This window comes from Streptomyces sp. NPDC028368 (genome assembly GCF_055565615.1).
Map to the genome: position 1 here is coordinate 19035 of NZ_JBVHTY010000029.1, position 22733 is coordinate 41767.

A 22733-nucleotide genomic window follows, 5' to 3' on the forward strand; every position below is an offset into this window, starting at 1 on the left:
CTAGCCCTTGATGTAGATGAGGGCGGTACGTTGTGCCCCGACCAGGAGGAGACAGGAATCTCCCTCGCTGTCCAGGACCGATTCGAGGGGAAAGTTCTTGGCGTAGGCGAGGACAGGTGAGATTCCGGATGCCCCAGTGGTCTCGGTGACGATCGTTTCGAGGAGCTCGCGGGCGAGCCAGGAGACGAGCTCATCGCCGGGGATCTCAGGCGTCGTGGAGTCGAATTCCCAGATCAGGGTCTGAGCCCGGGCCACAGCGACCATGTTCTGCTCGGACTGTGTCAGCGCGGCTTTCAAGGACGCGGCGTCCAGTGCCCAGAGGACGTCGTCGGTTTCGTCGTCGCCCTCCTCCGCGATCAGCCAGTGGCCATCTCCGGCCCAGCCCGCACGGAAGGCGGCGTCAGGGTCGGCGACGTTCAGGTCGATGTCATGGGTTCCGAAGGTCACCTCGAAGGTCACCGCGTCGGTGTTGTTGATCCGGAGGAATTCGCTGAGCAGTGTTGTAACGCAGGTGATTCGGTATTCCGCCCCATCGTTGGAGGCGGAGGCAACGGGCATGGGGGCCAGTGCCAGACGCGTTGTCGTCTCGCCGGAACGCACCAGCAGGTGGAGCTCATCGTCCAGCGCGAGACCGCTCGGCTCGGCGGCCACCATGATCCGCAGCAGGTCCGTGCCGCCTGCCGCCAGGCAGCCCGCTAGATATCCGGCAAGCGCCCGGCCTCGCCGGTCCAGGTCGTCGAGTCCCGACTCCAATGCTTCGACGAGGAACGCGAACGCCTGCTCCGCGCCGTCGTCCGGCAGGCCCCATGAGGCGTGCAGGGCGCTGTCAGATGTCTCGTCCGGGTCTTCGATGTCAAACCGCTCGACAGCCACCGGATAGCGCCGCCCGTCGAGGTCGGCGAACGTCAACGGGAACATCCCGTAGTCCGACACCTTGGCCAGGGAGGGAACGGCGGTCCACTCTTCCTCGTAGGACGCCGGAGCTTCGCCACCGACGACCGCCAGGCGCCACCGCGGCAGCCACAGTGCAAACAGGTGCTCTATGGCTTCGATCGGGTCCATGTGGCGACGCTCCGCCTCCGTCAATGTCCGTCCTTCAAGTCCACGCTTGTGATCGCAGCAGAGCCTACAGGGGGCGGCCGTAGCCGCTAGCGGTTGCCACGAACGCGAGGGCAGCGGCCTCGATGTCACGGACCCGGACGAGTGTGTCACCGAACCCCGTGAACGTATGTGGTCACAGCAATAGCTGGCCATCCGTCCTCGGCGCGGTGCCTTTGGGGTCCGCGCCGGGCGTGTGATCGCTGGAGGTCCGGATGGTCTGCACACCCTCCGGCTCGACCTCGATGACCTCTGGGACTGATGGTGAGGCTCGCAGTCGACCGACGCGGCGGGCTAATTCTGCTTGCGCCGCTGTGCGCGGGTCAGTGGCGGTCCGTGGAGCGCACGTTGGCTTTGGCGATGGGCGGTGTTAGCTGGATGCGGGCCCAGACTGATTTGCCTGCGGTGTCGGCGAGGGTGCAGCCCCAGGCCTGGCTGAGGGCTTCGGCGATGAGCAGTCCCCGGTGGTTTTCGGCTGAGGGTGGGGGAGTGGTCAGGGCGGGGAGTTGACGGCTGGGGTCTGTGACGACACAGAGCAGGGCTTGGGGTCGGCGGGCCAGGGCGAGCCAGACGGGCCCGTCGTTGCGGTGTGCGTGCCGCATGGCGTTGGCGACGAGTTCGGAGACGACTTGGACGGTGTCGTCGAGGATCGCTGCGAGGCGCCATCTGCGTAACAGGTGTGCGGTGAACGCTCGTGCGTCGTGGAGGCAGTTGGTGGTCTCGGGCAGGCGGTGGACGTAGAACTCCGCTGTGGCCAGGCCGAGTTGTGTTGCCAGGTCTGTGCTCGCAGTCACGGGCGTCCCGCGGAACTCCACCGGTGTCAGGTGCTCCGCGCTGCTGTCGTGGTCCGGGGGAGGGGAGGGGCGGCGGGCTGGGAATGACGTCAACTTTCGTCCCTCGTGAACGCGTGACCGGCTGGCGGGAATGCGAACTCGCAGCCGCCACTATTCCTACTCAGCCCTCGTTGCTGCAAGTGCAGATGAAATTTCAGCGCGCACTGACGCCGCCGGATGGGTATCGCAAGCGACTGCCGAGTCCGTCCGGCGCGGTCGGGTGCTTGAGGAAGGGAGCGAGATGCAGCAGCTCGAGTACGGTGTCGGAGCCCAGACGATCACCGACGCCGCCTGGCGCAAGGGGCAGCGGAGCAACCCGAACGGGCACTGCGTAGAGGTGGCGAAATTGGCCGACGGTGGCATGGCGGTACGAAATTCACGGCACCCGGCCGGTCCGGCGCTGATTTACACCCTGGATGAGGCGAAGGCTTTCATCCAGAGCGCCAAAGACGGCGATTTCGATTTCCTGCTGAACTAACCATCCAGTAGGGGCTGCCCTTATCCGACGAGCGGCCGCGGCGCTGCCATACTTATACCTCGACAAAGAAGTTTAAGGAGCTTCAGATATGGCCGCCGTACCGCTCGCACCGTCAATCCGGGATCTGCCCGGGCGCCCGGAGTGGGGCCCGGTGGTCCACCGCCGGGCCCTGGGGGAACACCTGCGTCTTTGCAGGGAGTTCGCGGACGTCTCACGCAGCGCGGCAGCTCATCACATCCGGGTCTCCAACCCGCCCTACGGAAGGATGGAGAAGGGCGAGGCACCGCTGCGCGAGCGCGACGTGCTGGATCTGGCCGGCGGCCTGTTCGGCATTACTCATCCGGATGAGCTCAAGGCCCACTCGGTGTTCGTGGCCGAAGCAGCGAAGACGGACCCCTGGCAGGACCACAAGGACACCATCTCAGCGTGGTTCAGGCCCCTGCTGTCCATGGAGCCGGCTGCCGAACTCATCCACACCTATGAGCCGCACCTGGTCCCCGGATGGCTGCAGACCAAGGAATACGCACGCGTGGTGACCCGGGCCGGGAACCCCACGGCACCCGCCGCCTGGATCGAACAGCGCGCTGAACTGCGCGCGGAGCGGCTGAAGATGTTCTTCCGTGCGCACAGGCCGCCGCACCTCCTGGCCGTGATGGACGAATCGGTCCTCAACCGCGTCGTCGGCAACCCGGGCGTCATGTACCGCCAGATCGCACACCTGGTGGACCTGCTGGAGCAGCTGCCGTATGAACTTAACCTGCAGATCGCTCCCCTGAGCATGGGCGCCATGGGCGCCATCGGCCACCCGGTCGTCCACCTGCGCTTCCGTGAACACCTGCTGCCGGACGCGGTGTACCTGGAGCAGAGCGAGACCGCGGACTACAGCGAATCGCCGAAGAAGATCGAGCAGTACAAGGGCGTCCTGCACAACCTGTCCATGCTGGCCAACAGCGTGGACGACACAAAGGCGCTGCTGGTTGAAGCGCTCAAGCACTACCGCTGACCATCAGCCCGCGCCCGCGCCCGCGCCCGCGCCGCGCGCTGTCAGCGCACCACCTTGCCGAGCCCCCCGTACTCCTCCCACTCGAAGCTGGCCTGCGGATGCTGGTTGAGGCCGGCAGGCCGCCATGTAGAGACCTCGACGAGCCCCGGCTCCTCGATACGCAGGTGGTCGAAGAATCCCCGCACATCGCGCCGCTGCCGGACCCGCCCCCACTTGCCCCGCGTCTGTTCGGTCATGAAGTCGCTGACAGCGTCACGAATGAGCGCATCGTCACTGACGAGCTGACAGATGACCATGAAACTTCCCGTAGGAAGGCGCTCCGCCACACGCCGCACCAGCTCCCGTGGACTGTCCTGATCGGGAATGCAGTGCAGGACCGAGACAAACAAAGCAGCGACAGGTTCATTGAGCTGGACCATCTCGTCAACTGCAGCGCTCGCGAAAATCCGGTCAGTCTCCCGCATGTCGGCGCTCAGCACACTGGTGAAGGCATCGCGCTGTAACAGCGCCCGCCCAAGAGAACCGACGATGGGGTCGTTATCGATGTAGACGACCCGGCTGGCCGGGTCGACCCGCTGGGCGATCTCGTGGACATTGTCACGCGTGGGCAGACCCGACCCGTGGTCGAGAAAGTGCCGGACCCCGTACTGTGCAGCCAGCGTGTGGACGACGCGGCGCAAAAACGCCCGGTTGTTCAGCGCCAGGCTCTTCATGCTCGGCACCTGCAGCAACAGCGCCTCGCACGCCGCACGGTCAGAGGGGAAATTGTCCCTGCCGTCCAACAGGTAGTCATACATCCGGGCGACGCTGGGTGTACTGATGTCCAGTGCGCCAAACTGGGCATGGTCCGACACCGTGGCTCCCCTGAAAGACGCACTCCAGAAGCGTCCATGCTAGAGGTACCCCGACCACCCTGCAGTACCTCGTCAGAATGAGACGACGCCCGCCCGGTTGCCGCGCCACCGGCGCTACCTGCCGGCGTCACGCCGGCCTTGAGGCCTCCGGAAGCGGCAGCTGTTGGGGATCTCTGAAAATCCCAAGAAACGCTCAGGCTCCTCGCTTGCTTCGGTCTTGAACGAGTCGCCGGTCCGTCCGGCGTGAGCTTCGGTCCGTCGGCCTGCCAAGTCGGTTTCGCGAGTTGGTCCGTGTGGCAGTCAGCGCATCAAGGCTCGGTGGCGAGCCTCGCGGATGACCTGATCGGCGGTTTGATCAGGAGTGAGGGACGCGGTGTCGAACCACCAGCCGACATCACCGAGTTCGCGCTTCATGCCGGCGTCGAGACTTTCATAGCCATCGAAGTCGAACCGCTCGTGTGGGTCCCTGATCGTGTTGCGGTACCGGCACACCTCAATGCCCGGCACGAGGACGACGAACAAGACCTGCCGAGCCGGGAGGAGGCTTACGAAGAAGTCCAACTGCCTGCGGTCGGGGATCACCCAGTCGATCACAGGCGTGAAACCTGCGTCGGAGACGTTGTTCGCCAGCATGCACAGGTTGCGGTTGCACAGGTCCACTTGCCGCGCTGCTTCGTCGGCCGGCTCGCCAAGGGCCCCAACGCGACCGCCGACAATCAGCCTGCTGATCTGGTCACTGTCGAGCCGCGCGGAGCGTGGCAGCCGCTCGGCGATCAGCCGGGTCACCGTCGACTTCCCCGCCCCGGGCATCCCCGTCACGATCAGACAGCTCGACCTCTCAGCAGCGATCACGTCCGGAAGCCTGTCAAGGTGAGTGCTGGCCGGCAACCGCATTTCCAGGTGCGGGCGTCGGCAAGTTGGACGGCTCAAGGCGAGGAATCAAGGCGAGCGGGTCTGGGGCACGAGTGAGCAGGTGGTATCCGTCGCCTTGGCGAAAGCGACTGAGAAGTTGAAGCACTCACTCGACGGGTCCGGGGAGCCGTGGGGGGATGACGAACAGGGGCAGAAGTTCAAGCATGCCTACAGCCCGCATCGCCATGAAATCGAGCGTGCTGCCCATGCTTTGGTGAAGGGTCTGGAAAGCATTCACAAGGCCATGAGGGACATGGCTGATAACCATGAGGAAGCGGATCACTCCAACACCTCAGGATTTAAGCGCCATGATGGCGGTGCGCATTGAGTGCAGGAGGCAAGGCCAAGGAGATCGTCCAGGACCTCACCGGCATGTGGTGGCCGGAGGGTGACGAGGGTGAGCTCCGGGAGGCCGCGCGGGCCTGGCGGAGCTTTGCTGAAGACGTAAAGGACATCACCTCGACGACTCATAAGTCGGCGCAGGATATTATCGACAATAATAAGGGTCAGTCGATCGAGGCTTTCGCGTCCTTCTGGCGCAAGTACCACGGCGGCGGTAAGGGGTACTTGGACGACGTTGCCGATGCGGCGCGGGACATGGCCAAGGCGCTGGACAGGTTCGCGGACCAGATCGCCGAGGCGAAGAAGAAGCTCGAGCATGAGCTGGAGATCGCCGGGGCCGTCATAGTGGTGGGAACAGCCCTTGCAGTGTTCTCGGGTGGCATCACTGAAGCCGCCGCTGGCGCGGCAACGGCGGAACTTCTTGCAGCATCTAGTGCGGCCGGCCTTGCTGTCTCCACTACGGTTGCCGAGATCGCAGGAACTGCTCTGGCGACTGCTGCTGTTGGTGGTATGGAATCGATCACCGTTGATGTCGTGGTCGCTCAAGGGGGGCGGAACCTCCTCGGCGAACAGCAGGGCATCAACGTCAAGGAGGCTAGTGACGCCGCGTGGGGCGGGATGCTCTTCGGTGGAGCCCTCGGGGCAGGTACCGGTGCTGCCAGGCGTCTAGCCATGTCAAGGTCGCTTCCCACGGACCGCATTGGCAATATGCGGTGGGGCGAAGGTGGTGAGGGCGTTACCCTCTTGGGCAATAAGTTCAAAACGCCCCGGACGGACGACCTGAAGGAACTGATCAACCCTACCGGCGGTGGGTGCAATTGCCGAGCATGCGTCCTCGCGGTAGATCGCACAATGGACGGCTATCCCGCTTCTGCGCTCGGTCATAACCTTGTTCGGCGCGGCCCTGTCAGCCAGCTGGAGGCTTACTTCCCCGGGCGGAAATTCCGCGCGAGGGGTTTTTCGAATATCATCAAGGACATTAAGGGTGCAGGAGACGGGGCGCGTGGCATCATCTGGGGTATAGATAAAGATGGCGGTCACGTGTTCAATGTAATTAACCGCGGCGGCGACGTTCTGCTTGTGGACGGTCAGTCAGGGCGCGCCGTTGGTGCACATACATACGATTCATACAGGTTCATGAGGACGAAGTGATGCTCGACAGCTCTGCAGCACTCAAGATTGCCCAAGACCTTCTAGCCAAGGAAACCGAGCCCGAAGATCCGGAGCTGGCTATCGACTACTCTCGTGTCAGGGAAAAGGACGGCTTCTTGATCGTCCCATTCAACTCTCCGGAGTACCTAGAGAGTCGCGACCCAGACGACATGCTCCTTGGTTGTTGGCCAATTCTGGTGAACATGGAGACCGGTGAGTCTCGTCTCGGGACAGTAGAAGACCGGCCCTTTTTCAAGGACTAGACCTAAATTCCCCTACGCCGAGGCCCCATCAAGGGGCCCTCGGCGTTTTCTGTCTACTTGCCGGACTTCTCATAACCTTCACGAATTGGAGCAGGTACCCGCCCGCGTTCGTTGACCTCATAGCCGTTCACCTTCGCCCATGCCCTGATCGCAGCAGTGTCCGCACCGCCTGCGGCCGCGTTCCGCGACTTACGGGACCTTCCGGTCTTACGGCCAGCCATTCTGTCGGGCCGATTGCGCTGGGCTACTACCGCGCGATGGACGTTACGAGGGCGCGCAGCGGTCCGATTAGTTCGGGGTGGTCGCCGCGGGATGCGGATTGGAGGAGGTCGGCTGCGACGACGAGGAGTGCGGTGTGGCCGGCGGGGGTGTCCAGGATGGGGAATTCGTTGCGGATGCGGTCGCCGGTCTGTGGCGTGAGCAGGGAGTAGGCATACAGCAAAGCTGGGTCGTAGCCCACCGGTGCCTGCCCGAAGCCTTCGAAATCCAGCAACGTTGGTCCGCTGGTGGTGAGGTTGGCGAAGTGGCAGTCGCCGTGAGCGGTGGCCCATTCGATATCGGCAGGGGCGGGGACGCCCGCGTGCTGGGGGAGTGCGCGGTCGATCCACTGCCGCCGTACCGCAACTCGCTCGGTGGGGGTGGCGGCGATGGTCTCCAGGTCGGTGTGCAGGGACTTCCACCATGTCTCCGGCAGCTCCAGCTCACCAGTCAGTACGGGCTCGGGTGCGCAGGTGGGGGAGTCGGTGAAGGCGGTGAGTTCGGCGCGGTAGGCGATGCCATCGCGCTCTGCTCCGTCGTGGATGCCGTACAGGGCCGGCCTGCGCACCTTGGGGAAGGCGGTTGCGGCGTCCTTGGTGCCCTCCCACAGCTTCCCGTTCGCATGCTCGGCCGGGGCGGAGATCAGCCGAAGCCAGCATGCTCCATGGTCAGGATGGAGTGCTTTCTGTCCGAGGGTGCGTCCCTGGTACCCCCACAGCCGCCGTCCCTCCACCGTGACGCCAAGCTCGGCGCTCGCCTCCTGCTGCGCGGTGAGTGTGCGGTGTTCGTCAGCTGGGGTGGTGGGGGGCGAGTACATCGCACACCTTCCGCAGGGTCCGGGGCGGGATAGCCGCCTGGTCGAGGGCGGCTCGAGCGGCCTCCCAGTGTGCCGGAGACGACGCAGACAGCAGAACCTTCGTCACCCCTGGGCATGAGGCGACCGCCAGCAGGCACGCATGGGCGATGGACAGCCCGGGGCGCAGCAGCGCGGCGAGTTCTTCGGTGGCCGCAGCCACCAGTTCGCCGCCGTGCAGCGGCGCGGAGGCGAAGACCTCCCAGCCCCGTCCGGCCGCCGCGTCAATCGGCCCGCGGCCCTCGAGAGCCTGCTGTAACCCGTCGGCCTGGACGAGACTGACCAAGAGCTGGACGGCCTTCAGGTGGTGCTCGGGGGTGCCGGCGGCCTCAGTGGCCAGGCGGTCCAGGTCCCCGACGGACAGCAGCCCGTCGGTGAAGCCGGACCAGGTGGCGATGCCGTAGGTGTTCAGGTGCCCGGCTGCCGCCGCTTCCTCGAGGGCGATGAAAGCCTCGCGCAGCACGATGGGCAGCGTCGCGCGATCGTTGCTGTGCTCGGGGTTGTGGAGGAAGACGGTGTCAAGACAGTCGCGGCCGAGCGTTGCCCTATTGCGCTCCACCTGCCAGCGCACGTAGCCGGCGGAGAGGCTGTGCCCGCGCTCGGCGGCCTCAGCGGGCAGGGCACCGGCGGCCACTGCGGCAGCCGCGCCTGGAACCGTGAATCCCACCTTCGTCGACACCCGAAGTCCCGGGTGTTCGGCGAGGACGGGAGCGAGCAGCCGCTGGGCGCGGCCGGCCAGATAGTTGGGGGCGGTGTCCACCCAAGCGGTGCCAGGGACGGCTGCCGCCCGGTGAGCGACAGCGGCCACCTCTCGCAGCCGGTAAGTGCCCAGCGCCAGAGCCGCCGTCACGATCGACCTGCTCGTACCGTGGCGGCCTGGGCAGCCACCAGCTCCCCGGCGACCGCGGCAGCGTCGGCGACCGTGAGATCCGCGGCCGCCGCCAGTTCGGCCAGTGAGATCCAGCCCCCGCCCAGCAGTCGTTGCAGCAGAGGTTCGACGGCTGGGTCGAACTCCACCTCCTGGCCCGCCGCGGCGAATCGGACCACCGTGCCTTCACTTCCCGCCGCAGACGTCAGGCGTGCTCGTCCCGTCGTCAGCCGCACACACAGATCCCGCCCGGCCCGTACGACAGCGCGCTTCGCCTTCCTGCGGATGGCCTCTGACAGGGGCAGCCGTGATTGGCGGCCAACCGGAATACAGCCGGAACAGGCAATCGCAGTAAATCCGGGCATCTTCGCTCGGCGGGATCCGCAGGAGTACGCCGAGCGTAATGGTGGATCGGCCGGCGTGAGCCAGTCCTACCGGTTGGAGGGAACCACCGGACCCCGGGCGATCAGGACGTCGGCTTCGTGGTGCCAGCCGAGGGAGGAGTAGAGGCGCTGGCCTTCCTCACTGGCGATGAGAAGACCGGTACGGGCGCCCTGGGCCACGGCGGCCGCCGCCAGAGCGCTCATCATGGCGCGGCCCAGGCCGCGTCGGCGGTGCGCCGGGTCCGTCTCGATGCGATCAGCAATCGCATCGGCGCCGACCACGGCGATGGCGCCGCGCGCCGCCACCTCTCCGGAGGGGCCATGGAGGGAGACGACCGTGACTGGTCCCTCCGTGCGGACCTCGCGTTCGTACGGCGCGGCAGGCGCGTGCTGCGAGTGCTCGGTCAGATCGGTCGTCATGAACCACTCGGACCGGTGGACCAACTCGAGTCCGGCAGCGCTGACGACGGCTTCGACGGCACCTGGGCGCAGCGTAGGCACCGTGAGCCAGGTGATCTGCTGCGCGGCGGCGACGGATGCCGCCAGCCGTGCCAAGGACTCCGGCTCCTCATCCGCACGCAGCGCGAACACCTCGACCTCACGGCCGGGTTGGTCGCACTTGGACCGCAGGCCGTCCCCAGCGGACTCGACCGGCTCTGCCTCGGGCAGGGAGCGAGCTACGGTCCAGCCGTTCAGCCAACGTCGTATCAGCTCTGATTCGATCTTCGTCATCCGGCGATTAGAACATGACCGCAACCGGTGAACGGGCGAACAACCATCCCCCGTCGTCCGCCGCCGCCGAGCGACGCCGCCCTCCATTGCCGGTCAGTCTGAAACTGGCATGGATGGCAGTGGGTAAGAGAAGCGTCCTCTTCTCGGTCATCACTCTGCGTATTCACTAGCCGAGAAATGTGCCCCAACAACAGGCCCGTATCTCCTCCAAAGACCTGGTCGGCCAGGACGGCGGTCAGAGCAACGGACCGCTGGGCTCCGGCCTGGCCGGTGGCGGCGCTGCCCAGACCGCGGCCGGTCACGGCAACCCCAACACCCTGAACGGCGGCCCCGGCACCCCGGGCATCGACCTCGACCCGATCACCAGCGAGCCCAACCCCGGCAGCGGCGGCACCGGCGGCAACGGCGGTGCGGGCGGCCCCGGCGGTGGCGGTGGCGGTGGCGGCTGGCACGGCGGTGGCGGCGGCTCCGGCGGCGGCAACCCGGGCTACTTCCCGGGTGCGGGCGGTGGCGGCGGCAGCAGCTACGCGGAGCCGTCGGCGACCACCGTCTCGCTCCTCCAGGGCGTTCACCGCGGCAACGGCAAGGCGATCGTCACGTTCCGGTACGGGACCTCGGTCGCGCTCAGCGCGGACACCGCCACCCCGCTGTTCGGCCGCGCCGTCAGCGTGACCGCCACCGTGGCCTCGGCCAACCCGGGCGCGGGCACCCCGAGCGGGTCGGTCACCTTCTCGGACGGGAGGACCACGCTGGCGACCGTGCCACTGAACAACGGCCAGGCGACGTTCACCACCGGCAAGTTCCAGCCGGGCGACCACCCCATCACCGCCACCTACAGCGGCGACCCGGTGTTCACGGCGAGCGCCACGGACGCGCCCACCGACGCCACCGTCGGCTTCAGCCAGCCGTGCATCACGGACCACGACGGCCCGCTGACCGTGGCCGCCGACCAGTCGCTGTGCATCGCCCCCGGCGGTACGCAGAACGGCCCGGTGGAGGTGCAGCCCGGCGGAGCGCTGGCGATATCGGGTGCGGAGATCAACGGCCCGGTGACCTCGGACGGCGCCCTCGCCGTCACCATCTGCCACTCGACCCTCGACGCATCGGTAACCCTCACGGACATCAGCGGCTTCGTGCTGCTGGGCGACGGCGAGGGGACGGACTGCGCGGGCAACGCCTTCAAGGCCCCGCTGACCCTGGACCGCAACACCGGCGGCCTTGAGGTGTCGTCCAACACCATGTCGGCGCCGGTGAGGATCGACGACAACAGTGGCAGCGGCCTGCTGCCTGAGGACCGCGACCCGGAGTTCGAGGACAACCAGGTCGCGGCGCCGCTGCGCTGCGCCGGCAACGCACCCACCCTGCAGCAGTCGGGCAACACCATGAACGGGCCGCACACGGGCCAGTGCAAATAAGCTGAGCCTAGGCCCTGTTCGCCGACCACATCACGGTCATCGACGCCGCCCTCGCCCAGATCCCCGACGCCCACCGCCATGGAGCCGCGATCCTCATCCGCACCGACAGCGCGGGCGGCGCGAAGGCCTTCCTGACCCACGTGCGCGGCCTGCGACAGCGCGGCATCCGGAGCACCTTGTCCTCGCCGTGCGCCTGGCCCACCTGGCCCGGAACTCCGTGATCAACGGCCATGAGCTGTCCGCCCGGTGCGGGGCCGGCACCTGGCCAGGACCAGCCGCAGCCTGCGGGCCAAGGCCGTCCCCTCCGACGCCGACATCCGCGCCTGGGCCACCGCTTGCGCGGGGTGGTGAATGCCTCAACGGATCGTATGTCGCCTGCCCTGATGTGGTGTTGACTCGCCGTCCGGGGGGCCGTGAAATGTTCGCAGCAGTGCGCGAAATGGCTGCTCATGGCGACCATGAATGTCCCTCAGGCGAGTCGAGAAACTGCGGTACAGGACATCCTGTTCGTGAGTTCCTTTCACGGGGTGGGTCTTGCTCGCGGCAAGGAGAACCCCACCGAAGAGGCTCTTCGGTGGGGCTTCTGACGTGTCTGACGGCAGTAATTGACGGCCACATCAGCGGACGGGTGCGGTGCAAAGGGGGGCGTCGCCGTCGTCGGGCTCGCCGGTGATCTCGACAGGGTTACGGAGGGCGTTGCCAAGAAGGCCGATGGCGTCGCGCTTCCTCGGCGGTGAGGGGTTCGAAGCGGCGGGGCCGGCATGTGCCGGTGCGGACGTTTGCGGGCGACGTTGCGCGGGATCTCTTCCTCGCGCACGGCGTGCTCCAGAGCGGACTTGAGCACGCAGTGGACGTAGCCCAGGGTCAGCGGCGAGAGCCGTCTTGAGCAGCGCTTTCCGGCAGCGCAGTTGCTTCAGCTGATGGGGCAAACACGGTCGACTGAATGGCCCGGCAGGTACGCCGCCCATTCCTGTGGTGTGAGGTCGCGGTTGACGGTCTGGCAGATTTTCCTTACTGCTGCAGTGGGCTGGAGGAGGGTGGCGTCCCACAGGCGCACGGTCTTGTCGAAGCTGCCGGTGGCGAGGGTGCGTCCGTCGGGGCTGAAGGCCACCGAGACCACCGCATCGGTGTGTCCTTTGAGGGTGGTGCGGGTCGTGCCGGTGGCGACATCCCACAGGCGCACGGTCTTGTCGAAGCTGCCGGTGGCGAGGGTGCGTCCGCTGGGGCTGAACGCCACCGGCCACACCGGTCCGGTGTGGCCGGTCATGGTGGCGCGGGTCTTGCCGGTGGCGACGTTCCACAGGCGCACGGTGCTGTCGACGCTGCCGGTGGCGAGGGTGTGTCCGTCGGGGCTGAACGCCACCGATCGTACCGGTCTGGTGTGGCCGGTCATGGTGGCGCGGCTGTTGCCGGTGGCGACATCCCAGAGGCGCACGGTGTTGTCGAAGCTGGCGGTGGCGAGGGTGTGTCCGTCGGGGCTGAAGGCCACCGAGGCCACCGGTTTGGTGTGGCCTTTGAGGGTGGTGCGGGTCTTGCCGGTGGTGACGTTCCACAGGCGCACGGTCTTGTCGAAGCTGGCGGTGGCGAGGGTGTGTCCGTCGGGGCTGAAGGCCACCGAGGCCACCGGTCCGGTGTGTCCTTTGAGGGTGGTGCGGGTCGTGCCGGTGGCGACATCCCACAGGCGCACGGTCTTGTCGAAGCTGCCGGTGGCGAGGGTGCGTCCGCTGGGGCTGAACGCCACCGACCACACCCATCCGGTGTGGCCGGTCATGGTGGCGCGGGTCTTGCCGGTGGTGACGTTCCACAGGCGCACGGTCTTGTCGTCGCCGGCGGTGGCGAGGGTGTGTCCGTCGGGACTGAACGCCGCCGAGGCCACGGGTCCGGTGTGGCCGGTCATGGTGGCGCGGGTCTTGCCGGTGGCGACGTTCCACAGGCGCACGGTGCTGTCGTCGCTGGCGGTGGCGAGGGTGTGTCCGTCGGGGCTGAACGCCGCCGAGTTCACGGGTCCGGTGTGGCCGGTCATGGTGGCGCGGGTATTGCCGGTGGCGACGTTCCACAGGCGTGCGGTGTTGTCGTCGCTGGCGGTGGCGAGGGTGTGTCCGTCGGGGCTGAAGGCCACCGAGTTCACCGGTTTGGTGTGGCCTTTGAGGGTGGTGCGGGTCTTGCCGGTGGTGACGTTCCACAGGCGTGCGGTGTTGTCGTCGCTGGCGGTGGCGAGGGTGTGTCCGTCGGGGCTGAAGGCCACCGAGGCCACGGGTCCGGTGTGGCCTTTGAGGGTGGTGCGGGTCTTGCCGGTGGTGACGTTCCACAGGCGCACGGTGTTGTCGGCGCCGACGGTGGCGAGGGTGTGTCCGTCGGGGCTGAACGCCGCCGAGAGCACCCCCTCGGTGTGGAGGGTGGTGCGGGTCTTGCCGGTGGTGACGTTCCACAGGCGCACGGTGTTGTCGTCGCTGGCGGTGGCGAGGGTGTGTCCGTCGGGGCTGAACGCCGCCGAGAGCACCCATCCGGTGTGGCCTTTGAGGATGGTGCGGGTCGTGCCGGTGGCGACATCCCACAGGCGCACGGTGCTGTCGACGCTGCCGGTGGCGAGGGTGCGTCCGTCGGGGCTGAAGGCCACCGAGTCCACCCATCCGGTGTGGCCGGTCATGCGCCGCTGTAGCGGGAGGGCGGCGGCGTATTCCAGGCTTTCGATGGACTCGGGAGTGGGACTGGTGCGGTAGGCCTGGACGGCCAGGAGAGAGGCGAGGTCGGGATTTGCGCTGACGAGTGTGCTGGACTGGGTGGCGAGCTGACGGGACAGGGCTGCCTGTCGTTCGCTGACGGCTGTCCGCCATTGCCAGAGGGCTCCTCCCACGGCGACGAGTGCGAGGCCGAGTAAGGCGGCCAGGATCGTATTGAGGCGTCTGCTGCGCCGGATAACGGCCTGTTGGCGTTGCTTGCTGGTGGTCAGGAAGGCGGCAATGTCGCCCGGAAGACGGCGTTGCCGTGACCATTCGAGGCCTTCTGCAAGTGCTGTTCCGCCGAGCAGGTCTCCAGGGTCGGTCCCTTCGGCCCAGCGGGCGCTCTGTTCGCTTGTACGTTCGAGCCATTCGTGGAATCGGTGATCTTGACTGACCCACTCGCGCAGTGTGCCCCAGTCATGGATGAGCGCGTCATGGATCAGTTCGGCTACCGGCGGTGCGGGAGGGGCATCGGGGAGGCCGGAGGTGCGGGGTGTGTGAGTGGTGATGATGCGATGACGAGTGAGGGCGGCGAGGACGTCATCGATGGCCTTGTCGCTGTCAGGAGCGCCGTCGGGGTCGGTGGCCAGGTCGCGCAGTTCTTGCAGGGAGACCTGCTTACGGATGGCGGGAATGTGGTGGCGAGGGTTGGCGGGTCGAACCAGGGAGGTCAGGATGCGCTGTGCGATGGGCCGGTGATCGGGCGGTAGCTGGTTGAGGGCGGTGTCGCACCAAGTGGTCAGACTGCCAGTGACTCCGCCGATGCGCCGGTAGGCGTCGTGGGTGAGGTAACCGTCGTGGCGCCTTCGCCACAGCTGGCTGAGCGTTAGCTCGAGCAGAGGCAGCACGGTGACCGGTGCTCGGCGGGCTGTGGTGCCCTCGGGGGTGGTAGCCAGAACGTCGGTGATGATTTGTTCGGGCAGCCCGGGCTCGAAGTGCGCGCCTGCGTTCAGGGCGGGCAGGGTGATGATGTCGTGCAGGTCGTGCTGGCTCAGGGTGCCCGGGATGTTGAGGAGTCCCGGCATCGCGACTTCCAGCAGTTTGGGGGCCAGGGCTGCCTGCTGGGGATAGAAGTCGTCGCGCATGATCAGGATCACGTAGAGCTCGGCGTGTGACTTGACCGCGGTGGTGATCTCGTTGGTGGCGGCCAGGCGGCGTTCCAGCTCTCGGCCAGTGGAGGGCTGGGTAAGGAGCTCTTCGAACTGGTCGATGATCAGTACCACGCGCTGATGGGTGGGTTCGGCTGCGAGTTTGCGGGTGACGGCTGTGGCGATCCCATCGCTGCCGGCCCCGGGCAGTCCGGCGCGCTCGACTTCGGCCAACAGGTCCTGCCTCGGCCGGGTGAGCACGGGCAACCAGCTATCACTGCCCGGTAGCTCGCCTGCAGCCAGCGCAGGTAGGACACCGGCCTGGATCAAGGATGATTTGCCTGAGCCAGATGGCCCGAGCAGTAGCGTTACCCGCTGCTGCTGGGCCAGGTTCGCCAGCACCTGCCGCACTGCGTCTTCCCGGCCCTCGAACCACTGGGCCTGTTCTGCAGTGAACGGCTCCAGTCCCCGGTATGGGCACACGGCGTGCTCGGTCAGTTCGGGCCAGATCTCCCGCAGTACCTGCGTAGGAGTGACATAGGCGATGCCCTGCCCCCTTTCGTGCTCGTCGGGGGAGGTGATCTCGGTGAGCATGCCGATGACCAACCCGGTCACCTCGTCGATGACCGGGCCGCCGCTGAAGCCGGTGGTCAGGTCGTTGGCGGCGGTCAACTGCAGATGCGTACCCCTGCTTTCGGTGGCCGGCAGGAGATGGCCGGCCACACCGAAGCCGAAGTGTCCGCCTGGTGGGGCCTGGGCGGGGAACCCGAACGAGCGCACCTGGTGGCCTCGGCAGCCTGCCGCGGAGCCCAACGGCAACGCCTTCATACCCGCTGAGGAACCGCTCAGACGCACGATGGCCACGTCTTCGTCCTCGGGGTCACGCCACGACTCGTCCAGGACGAGTCCCTCAACCTGGCGCGTACCGTCCATGTGCGGGAAAACCAGCTGCACCCTCTCGCCTGGTCCGATTCCGGCGGCGCGTACGACATGCGCACAGGTGGCCAGGATGCCCTCGGCGACGAGGAAGCCGGCCCCGGCCACCTGATCATCCGGTCCTAGGATCTGGGCCACGGCGGGGAGGAGTCCCGAGGTGGGGTCACCGTCCGGATCCTGGCCTGTGATGTCCATCGGATCATCCTGAGTACTCGTCTGCGCCGGGATGGCCGGGACTGTTCTTCCGCCACGTCATGGTTACCTTCAAGTGACCGTTGGCACTGCTCTTGGTGATCACGGCACCGGCCTCGACTGCGAGGTCGACTCCGAACTCGACCGTGATCCCGTCAGGGCCTGCCTTGCGCAGTTGGTCGAGTGTGGCGCTTGCGGCCACAGTGACTGAACCCAAAGCCTCTCGCAGACTCCCCGGCAGGTCATGAATGGCATCGCTGACGCGGCCCGCCTTCACCGGCCCTGCCAATGCCGCCGGGGCCTCGACCAGGATGGAGCCTCCGTCTGCCAACGGAATCCGAGCCAGATGCGCCAAGGCTCCTCCTTCGCTTAGCGTGCTCGCCGAGGGTGTTGACCAGGGGGTGTCGCCGGTGCCGTCGATGCTCAGGACATGCAAGGCCAGGGTCTCGGCGTTGAGTGCGCCAAAATGCACCGGCGCCGCCTGTCGCGATCATCATCGACTTCGGTGCATGCCGCATCCGCGGGAGACCGTACGAATGACTCCGTTCGGTCTGCGCTCCGCCGGGGGCGCGACAGCCATCCCTCACTTCGATGAGGTGAGCCGTCCATGCCCGCACCGAGCGGTCTCGCAGGCCTGCGGTGTTCTGGTTGAAACGCCTCGCAGGGCAGGCCTGGCCTACGCGTTGTCGTCAACACTCGCACAGTGGCGAAAGCCCTGGACAGTGTGCGGCCCACAGGGTGCGGCTGGATGCCGACCCTGTGGGCCGCACACACGCACACCGGCCGGTAGTCCTGCGCGCCCGGACGACGCCTGAGCCTGGACAAAAGCCCAGGTCAGACTCCTCTTCTCGCGCCCCTTAGAAGAACGCGAGCTTCTGCGCCGAGTAGCTCACCAGAAGGTTCTTCGTCTGCTGGTGGTACAGCGCTAGCAGCAGCTCGCTGACCTGCGAATATGGCAGCCGTGGGGACCTTGCCGGGACCGCTGGCCCGGGAATGGTCCGGATCTTGACTGATGCAGACCTTGGGGCTGCGGCTCTGTTGGATTGGCCGTAGCCGCCCGCTCCGAGCTGACGGTCCCACCTGGCACAGGTTGTCGGAAGCGTCTTGTGCCGTCCAGGTGGTCTAGATCAGGAGCGTTTTCGCAGGTCAGGTCCTTGTGGTCCAGGTGCGTCGACGCTGTTGGTGATAGGCGTGTGATAGCAGGTGAGAGCTGAGGAACCCCCGTCGGCTGGCTCCGGCGGGGGTTTCTGTGCGTTCGGGGGTGGGTCTGGTGCGTGGTGTTCGACGCGGTCTTGCTGTGCTCCGGCTCGCCGTTCTCGATGGCGCAGGGAGGGCAGCGGTGACGATACGGGCGCCGGTGGCCGAAGTGCACCAGAGGGCGGAGGACGTTACGTGGCAGACGAGGGCCGTGCCCTTTATCCGTTTCTGCTTTCCCTGTGTCGAGTTCGGCGGCGCGGGTGACGGTGAGGAAGGCGTGGGCGGCCATCGTGAGCGTGATGTGGCGGTGCCGGCCCTGGTAGCGGCGGACCTGGTAGTGGTCGAGGCCGCATTCGCCCTTGGCGCTCTGGAAGCCTTCCTCGATGACCCAGCGGGGGCATACACATCAGGCCCCGGGGTTCCCGGGGGCCTGATGGTCGAAGGTGGTCGTGGGGGCGGGAGCGCTGTCGGGTCAGGGCGGCAGCAGCGGGCCGCAGTCCCACTGCTGGAAGATCAACCGGGTCTCGACGCGCGCCACTTCGGGCCGTGAGGTGAACCCGTCGAGGACCAGCCGCTGAAGATCCGACATGTCCGCGACCGCGACATGGACGAGATAGTCGTCGGGCCCGGTCAGATGGAAGACCGTAATGGACTCCGGCAGCGCCCGGATCCGCTCCACGAACGGCCCCACCAACTCCCGCCGATGCGGCCTGACCTGCACGGACAGCAGTGCCTCCAGGCCCCGGCCCAGCTTCGCCGGGTCCAGCCGCAGCTGATGGCCGAGAATCACTCCCGAGCGCCGCAGCCTGGTCACCCGGTCCAGACAGGTCGAAGGCGCGACACCGACCTGCGCGGCGAGATCGCGGTACGTCATCCGTGCGTCGTTCTGCAGCAGCTGTAGCAGATGGAGATCCACCGGATCCAGTACGACAGAATCGGTCATATATCGAACGTAACACGGGGTCCGGCACTCTGACCCCGCTCGATGTTCAGACTCCTGACCATGGACTCCGGCAGCTTTGACGTATATGACGTACCGGCCGACCCGCAGGGAACCGGCCATGCTCCCGACGGCACCGGTCGTCGTGTCCCGGGCGTGCCCGCACCCCGGGCGCTCGCCACCGAGGCGGTGCACGCCGGGCGGGACGACCTCGCACGGCAGGGGGTGCACGTCCCGCCGATCGACCTGTCCACGACCTACCCCTCGTACGACAGCCGGGGCGAGGCCGCCCGGATAGACGCCTTCGCGGCCGACGGCGCCGAACCGAAGGGCCCGCCCGTCTACGGCCGCCTCGGCAACCCGACCGTCGCCCGCTTCGAGACCGCCCTCGCGCGTCTTGAGGGCACCGAGAGCGCGGTCGCGTTCGCCACCGGGATGGCCGCGCTGAGCGCCGTGCTGCTCGTACGCAACGCGATGGGCCTGCGCCATGTCGTCGCCGTACGACCGCTGTACGGATGCAGCGATCACCTGCTCACCGCAGGGCTGCTGGGCTCCGAGGTGACCTGGGTCGACCCGGCGGGCATCGCGGACGCGCTGCGCCCCGACACCGGCCTGGTGATGGTCGAGAGCCCGGCCAACCCGACCCTCGCCGAACTCGATCTGAGAGCCGTCGCGCACGCCTGCGGTTCCGTCCCGCTGCTCGCCGACAACACCTTCGCCACCCCCGTGCTGCAACGCCCCGTCGAGCAGGGAGCCCGTCTCGTCCTGCACAGCGCCACCAAGTACCTGGGCGGCCACGGAGACGTCATGGGCGGCGTGGTGGCCTGCGACGAGGAGTTCGCCGGGCGGCTGCGCCAGGTGCGGTTCGCCACGGGCGGAGTGCTGCATCCGCTCGCGGGCTATCTGCTGCTCCGTGGTCTGTCGACGCTGCCCGTACGGGTCCGAGCCGCGTCCTCGAACGCGGCGGAGCTGGCCGGCCGGCTCGCCGTCGACCCGCGCGTCACCCGCGTCCACTACCCGCGCATCGGAGGCGCCATGGTCGCCTTCGAGGTAGCCGGTGACCCCCACGACGTCATCGCGGGCGTCCGACTGATCACCCCGGCCGTGAGCCTCGGCAGCGTCGACACCCTCATCCAGCACCCCGCGTCTATCAGCCACCGCATCGTGGACGCCGACGACCGCCGCGGCGCGGGAGTCAGCGACCGGCTGCTGCGGCTCTCGGTGGGGTTGGAGGACTTGGAGGACCTGTGGGACGACCTCGACCGGGCGTTGGGGACAGCGCCGGAGCCGGTCCTCCGGGAAGCGGCGGTCGCGAACACGTAGAACCGCAGACGACGACCGGGCCCGTCGTCGTCCTGTGCGGTCGGGACACCTGTGACAGCCCGTCACCGGGCCGCAAGAAGTGGATCAGAGCCGAACGAACTGACCGTTGACAGCCGTCATTCGTGCCGGCCTCAGCCTCCGACGTCCTTCCCCTCAACCGTCTGCTTGATCCGATCAATCTGAAGCCTCGCGAAATCGTCGTAGGGCTCACCTTCGGGAAGGCCCTTACTCGCCACGCGGACCAGGGTCCCGCCGAGGCGCATAAAGATCTCGGTGTTCCGCCCGGCGAACGCGTCGGTCTCGTCCGTGTCCGCCGAGACCTTCAGCGGTTTCGCCCCGGCGCCAGCACTACGGTGCTCCTTTGCCGCCAGGCCCTTCATGGCGGCCTTCGCGTCGTTCGGCGTCTGGAAGGCATAGATGGTGAAGACGACCTGCCCTTCACCCCCCTGCGTGATGTGCGACGAGCCCAGGGCTACGAAGCCACCGCACTTCGTCCCCGTGTCGGCCTGACAGGTCTTGAGGGACATGGCTGGCTTGTCGATGTCGACGCCGAATCCCTCCCAGCCTTGAGGGGCGCTGCCCGTGTCCACCAGGGCACTGCGCACCTGGTCCCACGTGAGCACGACGGGTGGCTTCGACTGTTCGCCGCCAGCCCCAGCCCCAGCCCCAGCCCCGCTACCGGTGCTCCCACTGCTGGCGCCGCCGTTGCCTCCGCACGCCGTGAGCGCCGCCGCCAGCGCGGCTCCCACCGCAATCCCCCGTGCCACTCTGAACACCGTCAACTCCTTCGCTGACCAGATCATTTGGCATGCACCCAACCGCATGGACGTGTCGACTGCCAAATCTCCCGACGGGGAAAGCGAGCGTGACCGGGGTCTCGGGGGTGGCTCTCTTCCAGGTTGTCGGTCACCGGGACACGCCATGCGATGTCATGGCCGACGGCCAGGCTTAGAGGACGCCTGGTTCATGTGGTTCGTGGGTGTTTGCGGTTTATACGTCCCGCCAGTCTGGGTGGGCGCCGGTTGCGTGTTTGGTGAGGGTGGAGATCGCTGCGAGGCGGATCATCCTCCACCACGACCTCCTCGACCACCACAGATGCCAGATGGCTGAAGACCGTCGAGAACACGCTGCACTCACACGAACGACCATCCTTCCACGCGCCTGTGACAACTCGTCACCGGGCCACAAGAAGTAGATCAGAGCCATACGGAATGCCCGTGTACGGTCATGTGGGTGTGGGTGCCGGCCAAGTGGGACGTGTGCTTTCGCCGCTGGCGAGAAGTACCGTCGCACCCGCTTCCTCCAGCCGTAGATCGTGATCTTCATGTCTGATTCGCGGCTTGTCGACGTTAATGGCTGGCCTGAGCGCAGGCGTGGTGGCGGCGTCGCCAGGTGGATCAATCGAGCCGGTGGGCCACGTCATGCACGGGCTGGGCCATGAGCATGGTGAACAGGCTCTGGATCTCGTAGCAGGTGAGCGGGATCAGCCCTGGAATACCTTTCCGGCTCGGATCACGGCCTGGATGTCGAGCAGAGCCTCCAGGTGCTGCATCGGATTGCCGGCTACCGCGATGAGGTCGGCGTCGTAGCCGATGGCGACCCTTCCTTTGCGATCGGCCAGCCCGCATGCCTGTGCGGCAAGGGAGGTGGCCGAAGCCAAGGCTTCGGTGCTGGTGAGGCCGAGAGCAAGTGGTTGGCGGCTTCTCCACGGTTGCCGGCGCAGCCACCGCAGTGGTGACGCTGATCAGCCGCGGAATGCTGCGGGAGCTCGGCAGTAGCAGTTGAGGCCGCCGTGAGCTGGCTGATGCCAGCACACGGCGGCCTCAAGAGCGATGCCATAGGCGAAGGGGACGGGTGCGGTCAGTTGGCCATGGCGACGACGGCGATGAAGAAAACCATGGGGACCAGCACGACCGCACCCGCGATGGCCGCCACGATGAGGACGGTCTTCATCACCGTCTCCGCAGTCCGGTGGTCGCGGGCGGGTTGCACAGCAGCTGGGGGACCGTCTTCGAATTCACTCACGGAGTCATCCTGCTGGTCTCGGTGTTGGCCGGCCATCCGTAGAAGTACTCACCCCGGTCATGACTGGCGAAGGCTGCGGCGCACTCCCAGCCCGGAGGCGCGCCGCAGCCTCTTTGGGAGCTGGAGAAGCCTGTCGCCCGGCTGCTCGTTGTACCAGGTATGACAACGTACGACACGGCTCCGCGACCTGCCCCAAAGGCAGATGCGCCATCCCGTTCACAGTTCGCTTCGACCCGAGCGAGTCCCTGGGGATCGACCGGTGGATCCTGGAGCTGCGGACCCAGACCGGGATCCGTTGGGACAAGGCCGAAGTGGTGCGGGAACTGCTGCGCATGGCCCGCACGCCCGACAGCGTCCTGCGCGACGCGTTGACTAGCCGCGCCCAAAGAGCCAGCGCCTGAGAGTGTGGTACGCAGAGGGCCGATTGTGTCGAGCACGGACCCTCACATGGCCTCCGGCGCGGCTACGCCGCCGCCCATTCCAGTCCGAGTGCGGCGAGCTGACGGAGTTTGTCGGCGGTCAGCTTTGCCCTGCGACCCTTGAGATTCATCACCCACACCCCCAGCTTGATCGCGTGTTCTTCCCCATCCACCACGATTCGTTCGACGTGCGAGCGGCTGATGGGCCCCACGAAGCCCTCGCGGTCCTTGTACTGGGCCAGAGCCGCGACGCCCCGCTCGAAGGCGCTCGAACTCTTCGTGGCCTTCGCCGGAGCCTGGACCGCACCGGCGGGTAGCGGTTCGATGCCGAGTTCGGTTAGGCGTTCGCGCTGTCCGTCGCTCAGATGCTCCCACCCCTGCCGCTGCGTGTGCAGCCAGGTGCCGATGTCCTGGCCGGCGATGGTGACGCCGGGCAGGATCTCCGCGAG

22 protein-coding genes and 3 pseudogenes are annotated in these 22733 nt (G+C 67.0%); 7 read left to right on the top strand and 18 right to left on the bottom strand.

Annotated features, from left to right (window positions below; translation table 11 throughout):
• A complete protein-coding gene (locus ACZ4S3_RS38710) occupies positions 1–1062 on the bottom strand; it encodes a hypothetical protein (RefSeq protein ID WP_467943287.1) in 1062 nt (353 codons plus the stop codon).
• Between the two features lie 359 nt (positions 1063–1421).
• A complete protein-coding gene (locus tag ACZ4S3_RS38715; protein ID WP_467943288.1) occupies positions 1422–1892 on the bottom strand; it encodes an ATP-binding protein in 471 nt (156 codons plus the stop codon).
• Positions 1893–2172: 280 nt separating this feature from the next.
• On the opposite strand from ACZ4S3_RS38715, the gene ACZ4S3_RS38720 reads away from it, so the two are divergent.
• Positions 2173–2409: a DUF397 domain-containing protein gene (locus ACZ4S3_RS38720; RefSeq protein ID WP_467943289.1), complete on the top strand. Its 237-nt coding sequence runs from the start codon at positions 2173–2175 to the stop codon at positions 2407–2409.
• Between the two features lie 88 nt (positions 2410–2497).
• Entirely contained in the window at positions 2498–3412 is a 915-nt protein-coding gene (locus ACZ4S3_RS38725; RefSeq protein WP_467943291.1) for a helix-turn-helix domain-containing protein, read from the top strand.
• A 41-nt stretch (positions 3413–3453) separates the two neighbouring features.
• On the opposite strand, the gene ACZ4S3_RS38730 is transcribed toward ACZ4S3_RS38725, so the two are convergent.
• Both ACZ4S3_RS38730 and ACZ4S3_RS38735 read right to left on the bottom strand, forming a co-directional pair.
• A complete protein-coding gene (locus ACZ4S3_RS38730; RefSeq protein WP_467943292.1) occupies positions 3454–4266 on the bottom strand; it encodes an SAM-dependent methyltransferase in 813 nt (270 codons plus the stop codon).
• A gap of 300 nt (positions 4267–4566) precedes the next feature.
• Complete coding sequence (locus ACZ4S3_RS38735; RefSeq protein WP_467943293.1) at positions 4567–5118, bottom strand: AAA family ATPase; 552 nt, start codon at positions 5116–5118, stop codon at positions 4567–4569.
• Between the two features lie 22 nt (positions 5119–5140).
• On the opposite strand from ACZ4S3_RS38735, the gene ACZ4S3_RS38740 reads away from it, so the two are divergent.
• The 3 genes from ACZ4S3_RS38740 to ACZ4S3_RS38750 are packed head-to-tail and all read left to right on the top strand — an operon-like array spanning position 5141 to position 6935.
• Positions 5141–5506, top strand: a complete 366-nt coding sequence (locus ACZ4S3_RS38740; protein WP_467943295.1) for a WXG100 family type VII secretion target — start codon at positions 5141–5143, stop codon at positions 5504–5506.
• Entirely contained in the window at positions 5503–6672 is a 1170-nt protein-coding gene (locus tag ACZ4S3_RS38745; protein WP_467943296.1) for a WXG100-like domain-containing protein, read from the top strand. The genes ACZ4S3_RS38740 and ACZ4S3_RS38745 overlap by 4 nt, the downstream gene beginning before the upstream one ends.
• Positions 6672–6935: a YrhB domain-containing protein gene (locus tag ACZ4S3_RS38750; protein WP_467943298.1), complete on the top strand. Its 264-nt coding sequence runs from the start codon at positions 6672–6674 to the stop codon at positions 6933–6935. Before ACZ4S3_RS38745 ends, ACZ4S3_RS38750 begins: the two co-directional genes overlap by 1 nt.
• A 53-nt stretch (positions 6936–6988) precedes the next feature.
• Here the strand turns inward: ACZ4S3_RS38750 and ACZ4S3_RS38755 are convergent.
• The 5 genes and pseudogenes from ACZ4S3_RS38755 to ACZ4S3_RS38775 all read right to left on the bottom strand — a co-directional run.
• A pseudogene (locus ACZ4S3_RS38755) lies at positions 6989–7159 on the bottom strand (Lsr2 family DNA-binding protein); the annotation flags it as partial.
• A 23-nt stretch (positions 7160–7182) separates the two neighbouring features.
• Positions 7183–8010, bottom strand: a complete 828-nt coding sequence (locus ACZ4S3_RS38760; RefSeq protein WP_467943299.1) for a hypothetical protein — start codon at positions 8008–8010, stop codon at positions 7183–7185.
• Positions 7982–8896 (bottom strand): aldo/keto reductase, encoded by a 915-nt coding sequence (locus ACZ4S3_RS38765; RefSeq protein ID WP_467943301.1) that lies wholly within the window; start codon positions 8894–8896, stop codon positions 7982–7984. The genes ACZ4S3_RS38760 and ACZ4S3_RS38765 overlap by 29 nt, the downstream gene beginning before the upstream one ends.
• A complete protein-coding gene (locus ACZ4S3_RS38770; RefSeq protein ID WP_467943302.1) occupies positions 8893–9093 on the bottom strand; it encodes a hypothetical protein in 201 nt (66 codons plus the stop codon). Before ACZ4S3_RS38770 ends, ACZ4S3_RS38765 begins: the two co-directional genes overlap by 4 nt.
• A gap of 252 nt (positions 9094–9345) precedes the next feature.
• Complete coding sequence (locus tag ACZ4S3_RS38775; RefSeq protein WP_467943303.1) at positions 9346–10029, bottom strand: GNAT family N-acetyltransferase; 684 nt, start codon at positions 10027–10029, stop codon at positions 9346–9348.
• Positions 10030–10208: 179 nt separating this feature from the next.
• Between ACZ4S3_RS38775 and ACZ4S3_RS38780 the strand changes: the two genes are divergently transcribed.
• Positions 10209–11444, top strand: coding sequence for an Ig-like domain-containing protein (locus tag ACZ4S3_RS38780; protein ID WP_467943305.1), 1236 nt, complete (start codon positions 10209–10211; stop codon positions 11442–11444).
• Between the two features lie 714 nt (positions 11445–12158).
• Here ACZ4S3_RS38780 and ACZ4S3_RS38785 read toward each other — a convergent pair.
• The 5 genes and pseudogenes from ACZ4S3_RS38785 to ACZ4S3_RS38805 all read right to left on the bottom strand — a co-directional run.
• Positions 12159–12351, bottom strand: a pseudogene (locus tag ACZ4S3_RS38785) (site-specific integrase); the annotation flags it as partial.
• A 6-nt stretch (positions 12352–12357) separates the two neighbouring features.
• Positions 12358–16383 carry an nSTAND1 domain-containing NTPase gene (locus ACZ4S3_RS38790; protein ID WP_467943306.1) on the bottom strand — a complete coding sequence of 1342 codons (4026 nt, stop codon included), beginning with the start codon at positions 16381–16383 and terminating at the stop codon, positions 12358–12360.
• A gap of 4 nt (positions 16384–16387) precedes the next feature.
• Positions 16388–16852 carry a CU044_2847 family protein gene (locus ACZ4S3_RS38795; protein ID WP_467943308.1) on the bottom strand — a complete coding sequence of 155 codons (465 nt, stop codon included), beginning with the start codon at positions 16850–16852 and terminating at the stop codon, positions 16388–16390.
• Between the two features lie 945 nt (positions 16853–17797).
• Positions 17798–17971: pseudogene (locus ACZ4S3_RS38800) on the bottom strand (IS701 family transposase); the annotation flags it as partial.
• A gap of 78 nt (positions 17972–18049) precedes the next feature.
• Positions 18050–18520, bottom strand: a complete 471-nt coding sequence (locus ACZ4S3_RS38805) for an Lrp/AsnC family transcriptional regulator (RefSeq protein WP_467943309.1) — start codon at positions 18518–18520, stop codon at positions 18050–18052.
• A gap of 42 nt (positions 18521–18562) precedes the next feature.
• Between ACZ4S3_RS38805 and ACZ4S3_RS38810 the strand changes: the two genes are divergently transcribed.
• A complete protein-coding gene (locus tag ACZ4S3_RS38810; RefSeq protein WP_467943311.1) occupies positions 18563–19840 on the top strand; it encodes a trans-sulfuration enzyme family protein in 1278 nt (425 codons plus the stop codon).
• Positions 19841–19971: 131 nt separating this feature from the next.
• Here the strand turns inward: ACZ4S3_RS38810 and ACZ4S3_RS38815 are convergent, their stop codons facing one another.
• From ACZ4S3_RS38815 to ACZ4S3_RS38830, 4 genes are all read right to left on the bottom strand, one after another.
• On the bottom strand, positions 19972–20463 hold the full coding sequence (locus tag ACZ4S3_RS38815; protein ID WP_467943312.1) for a hypothetical protein: 492 nt from the start codon (positions 20461–20463) through the stop codon (positions 19972–19974).
• Positions 20464–21323: 860 nt separating this feature from the next.
• On the bottom strand, positions 21324–21572 hold the full coding sequence (locus tag ACZ4S3_RS38820; protein ID WP_467943317.1) for an amidohydrolase family protein: 249 nt from the start codon (positions 21570–21572) through the stop codon (positions 21324–21326).
• Between the two features lie 128 nt (positions 21573–21700).
• Positions 21701–21865, bottom strand: a complete 165-nt coding sequence (locus tag ACZ4S3_RS38825; protein WP_467943314.1) for a hypothetical protein — start codon at positions 21863–21865, stop codon at positions 21701–21703.
• Positions 21866–22328: 463 nt separating this feature from the next.
• Positions 22329–22733, bottom strand: a 405-nt coding sequence (locus tag ACZ4S3_RS38830; protein ID WP_467943315.1) for a helicase associated domain-containing protein, incomplete at its 5' end; no start/stop codon positions are given.

Coding starts and splice junctions, on each gene's coding strand:
- ACZ4S3_RS38710 (WP_467943287.1), bottom strand. CDS start 1,062: ATGGACCCGATCGAAGCCATAGAGCACCTGTTTGCACTGTGGCTGCCG.
- ACZ4S3_RS38720 (WP_467943289.1), top strand. CDS start 2,173: ATGCAGCAGCTCGAGTACGGTGTCGGAGCCCAGACGATCACCGACGCC.
- ACZ4S3_RS38725 (WP_467943291.1), top strand. CDS start 2,498: ATGGCCGCCGTACCGCTCGCACCGTCAATCCGGGATCTGCCCGGGCGC.
- ACZ4S3_RS38750 (WP_467943298.1), top strand. CDS start 6,672: ATGCTCGACAGCTCTGCAGCACTCAAGATTGCCCAAGACCTTCTAGCC.
- ACZ4S3_RS38760 (WP_467943299.1), bottom strand. CDS start 8,010: ATGTACTCGCCCCCCACCACCCCAGCTGACGAACACCGCACACTCACC.
- ACZ4S3_RS38775 (WP_467943303.1), bottom strand. CDS start 10,029: ATGACGAAGATCGAATCAGAGCTGATACGACGTTGGCTGAACGGCTGG.
- ACZ4S3_RS38790 (WP_467943306.1), bottom strand. CDS start 16,383: ATGGACATCACAGGCCAGGATCCGGACGGTGACCCCACCTCGGGACTC.
- ACZ4S3_RS38805 (WP_467943309.1), bottom strand. CDS start 18,520: ATGACCGATTCTGTCGTACTGGATCCGGTGGATCTCCATCTGCTACAG.
- ACZ4S3_RS38810 (WP_467943311.1), top strand. CDS start 18,563: ATGTTCAGACTCCTGACCATGGACTCCGGCAGCTTTGACGTATATGAC.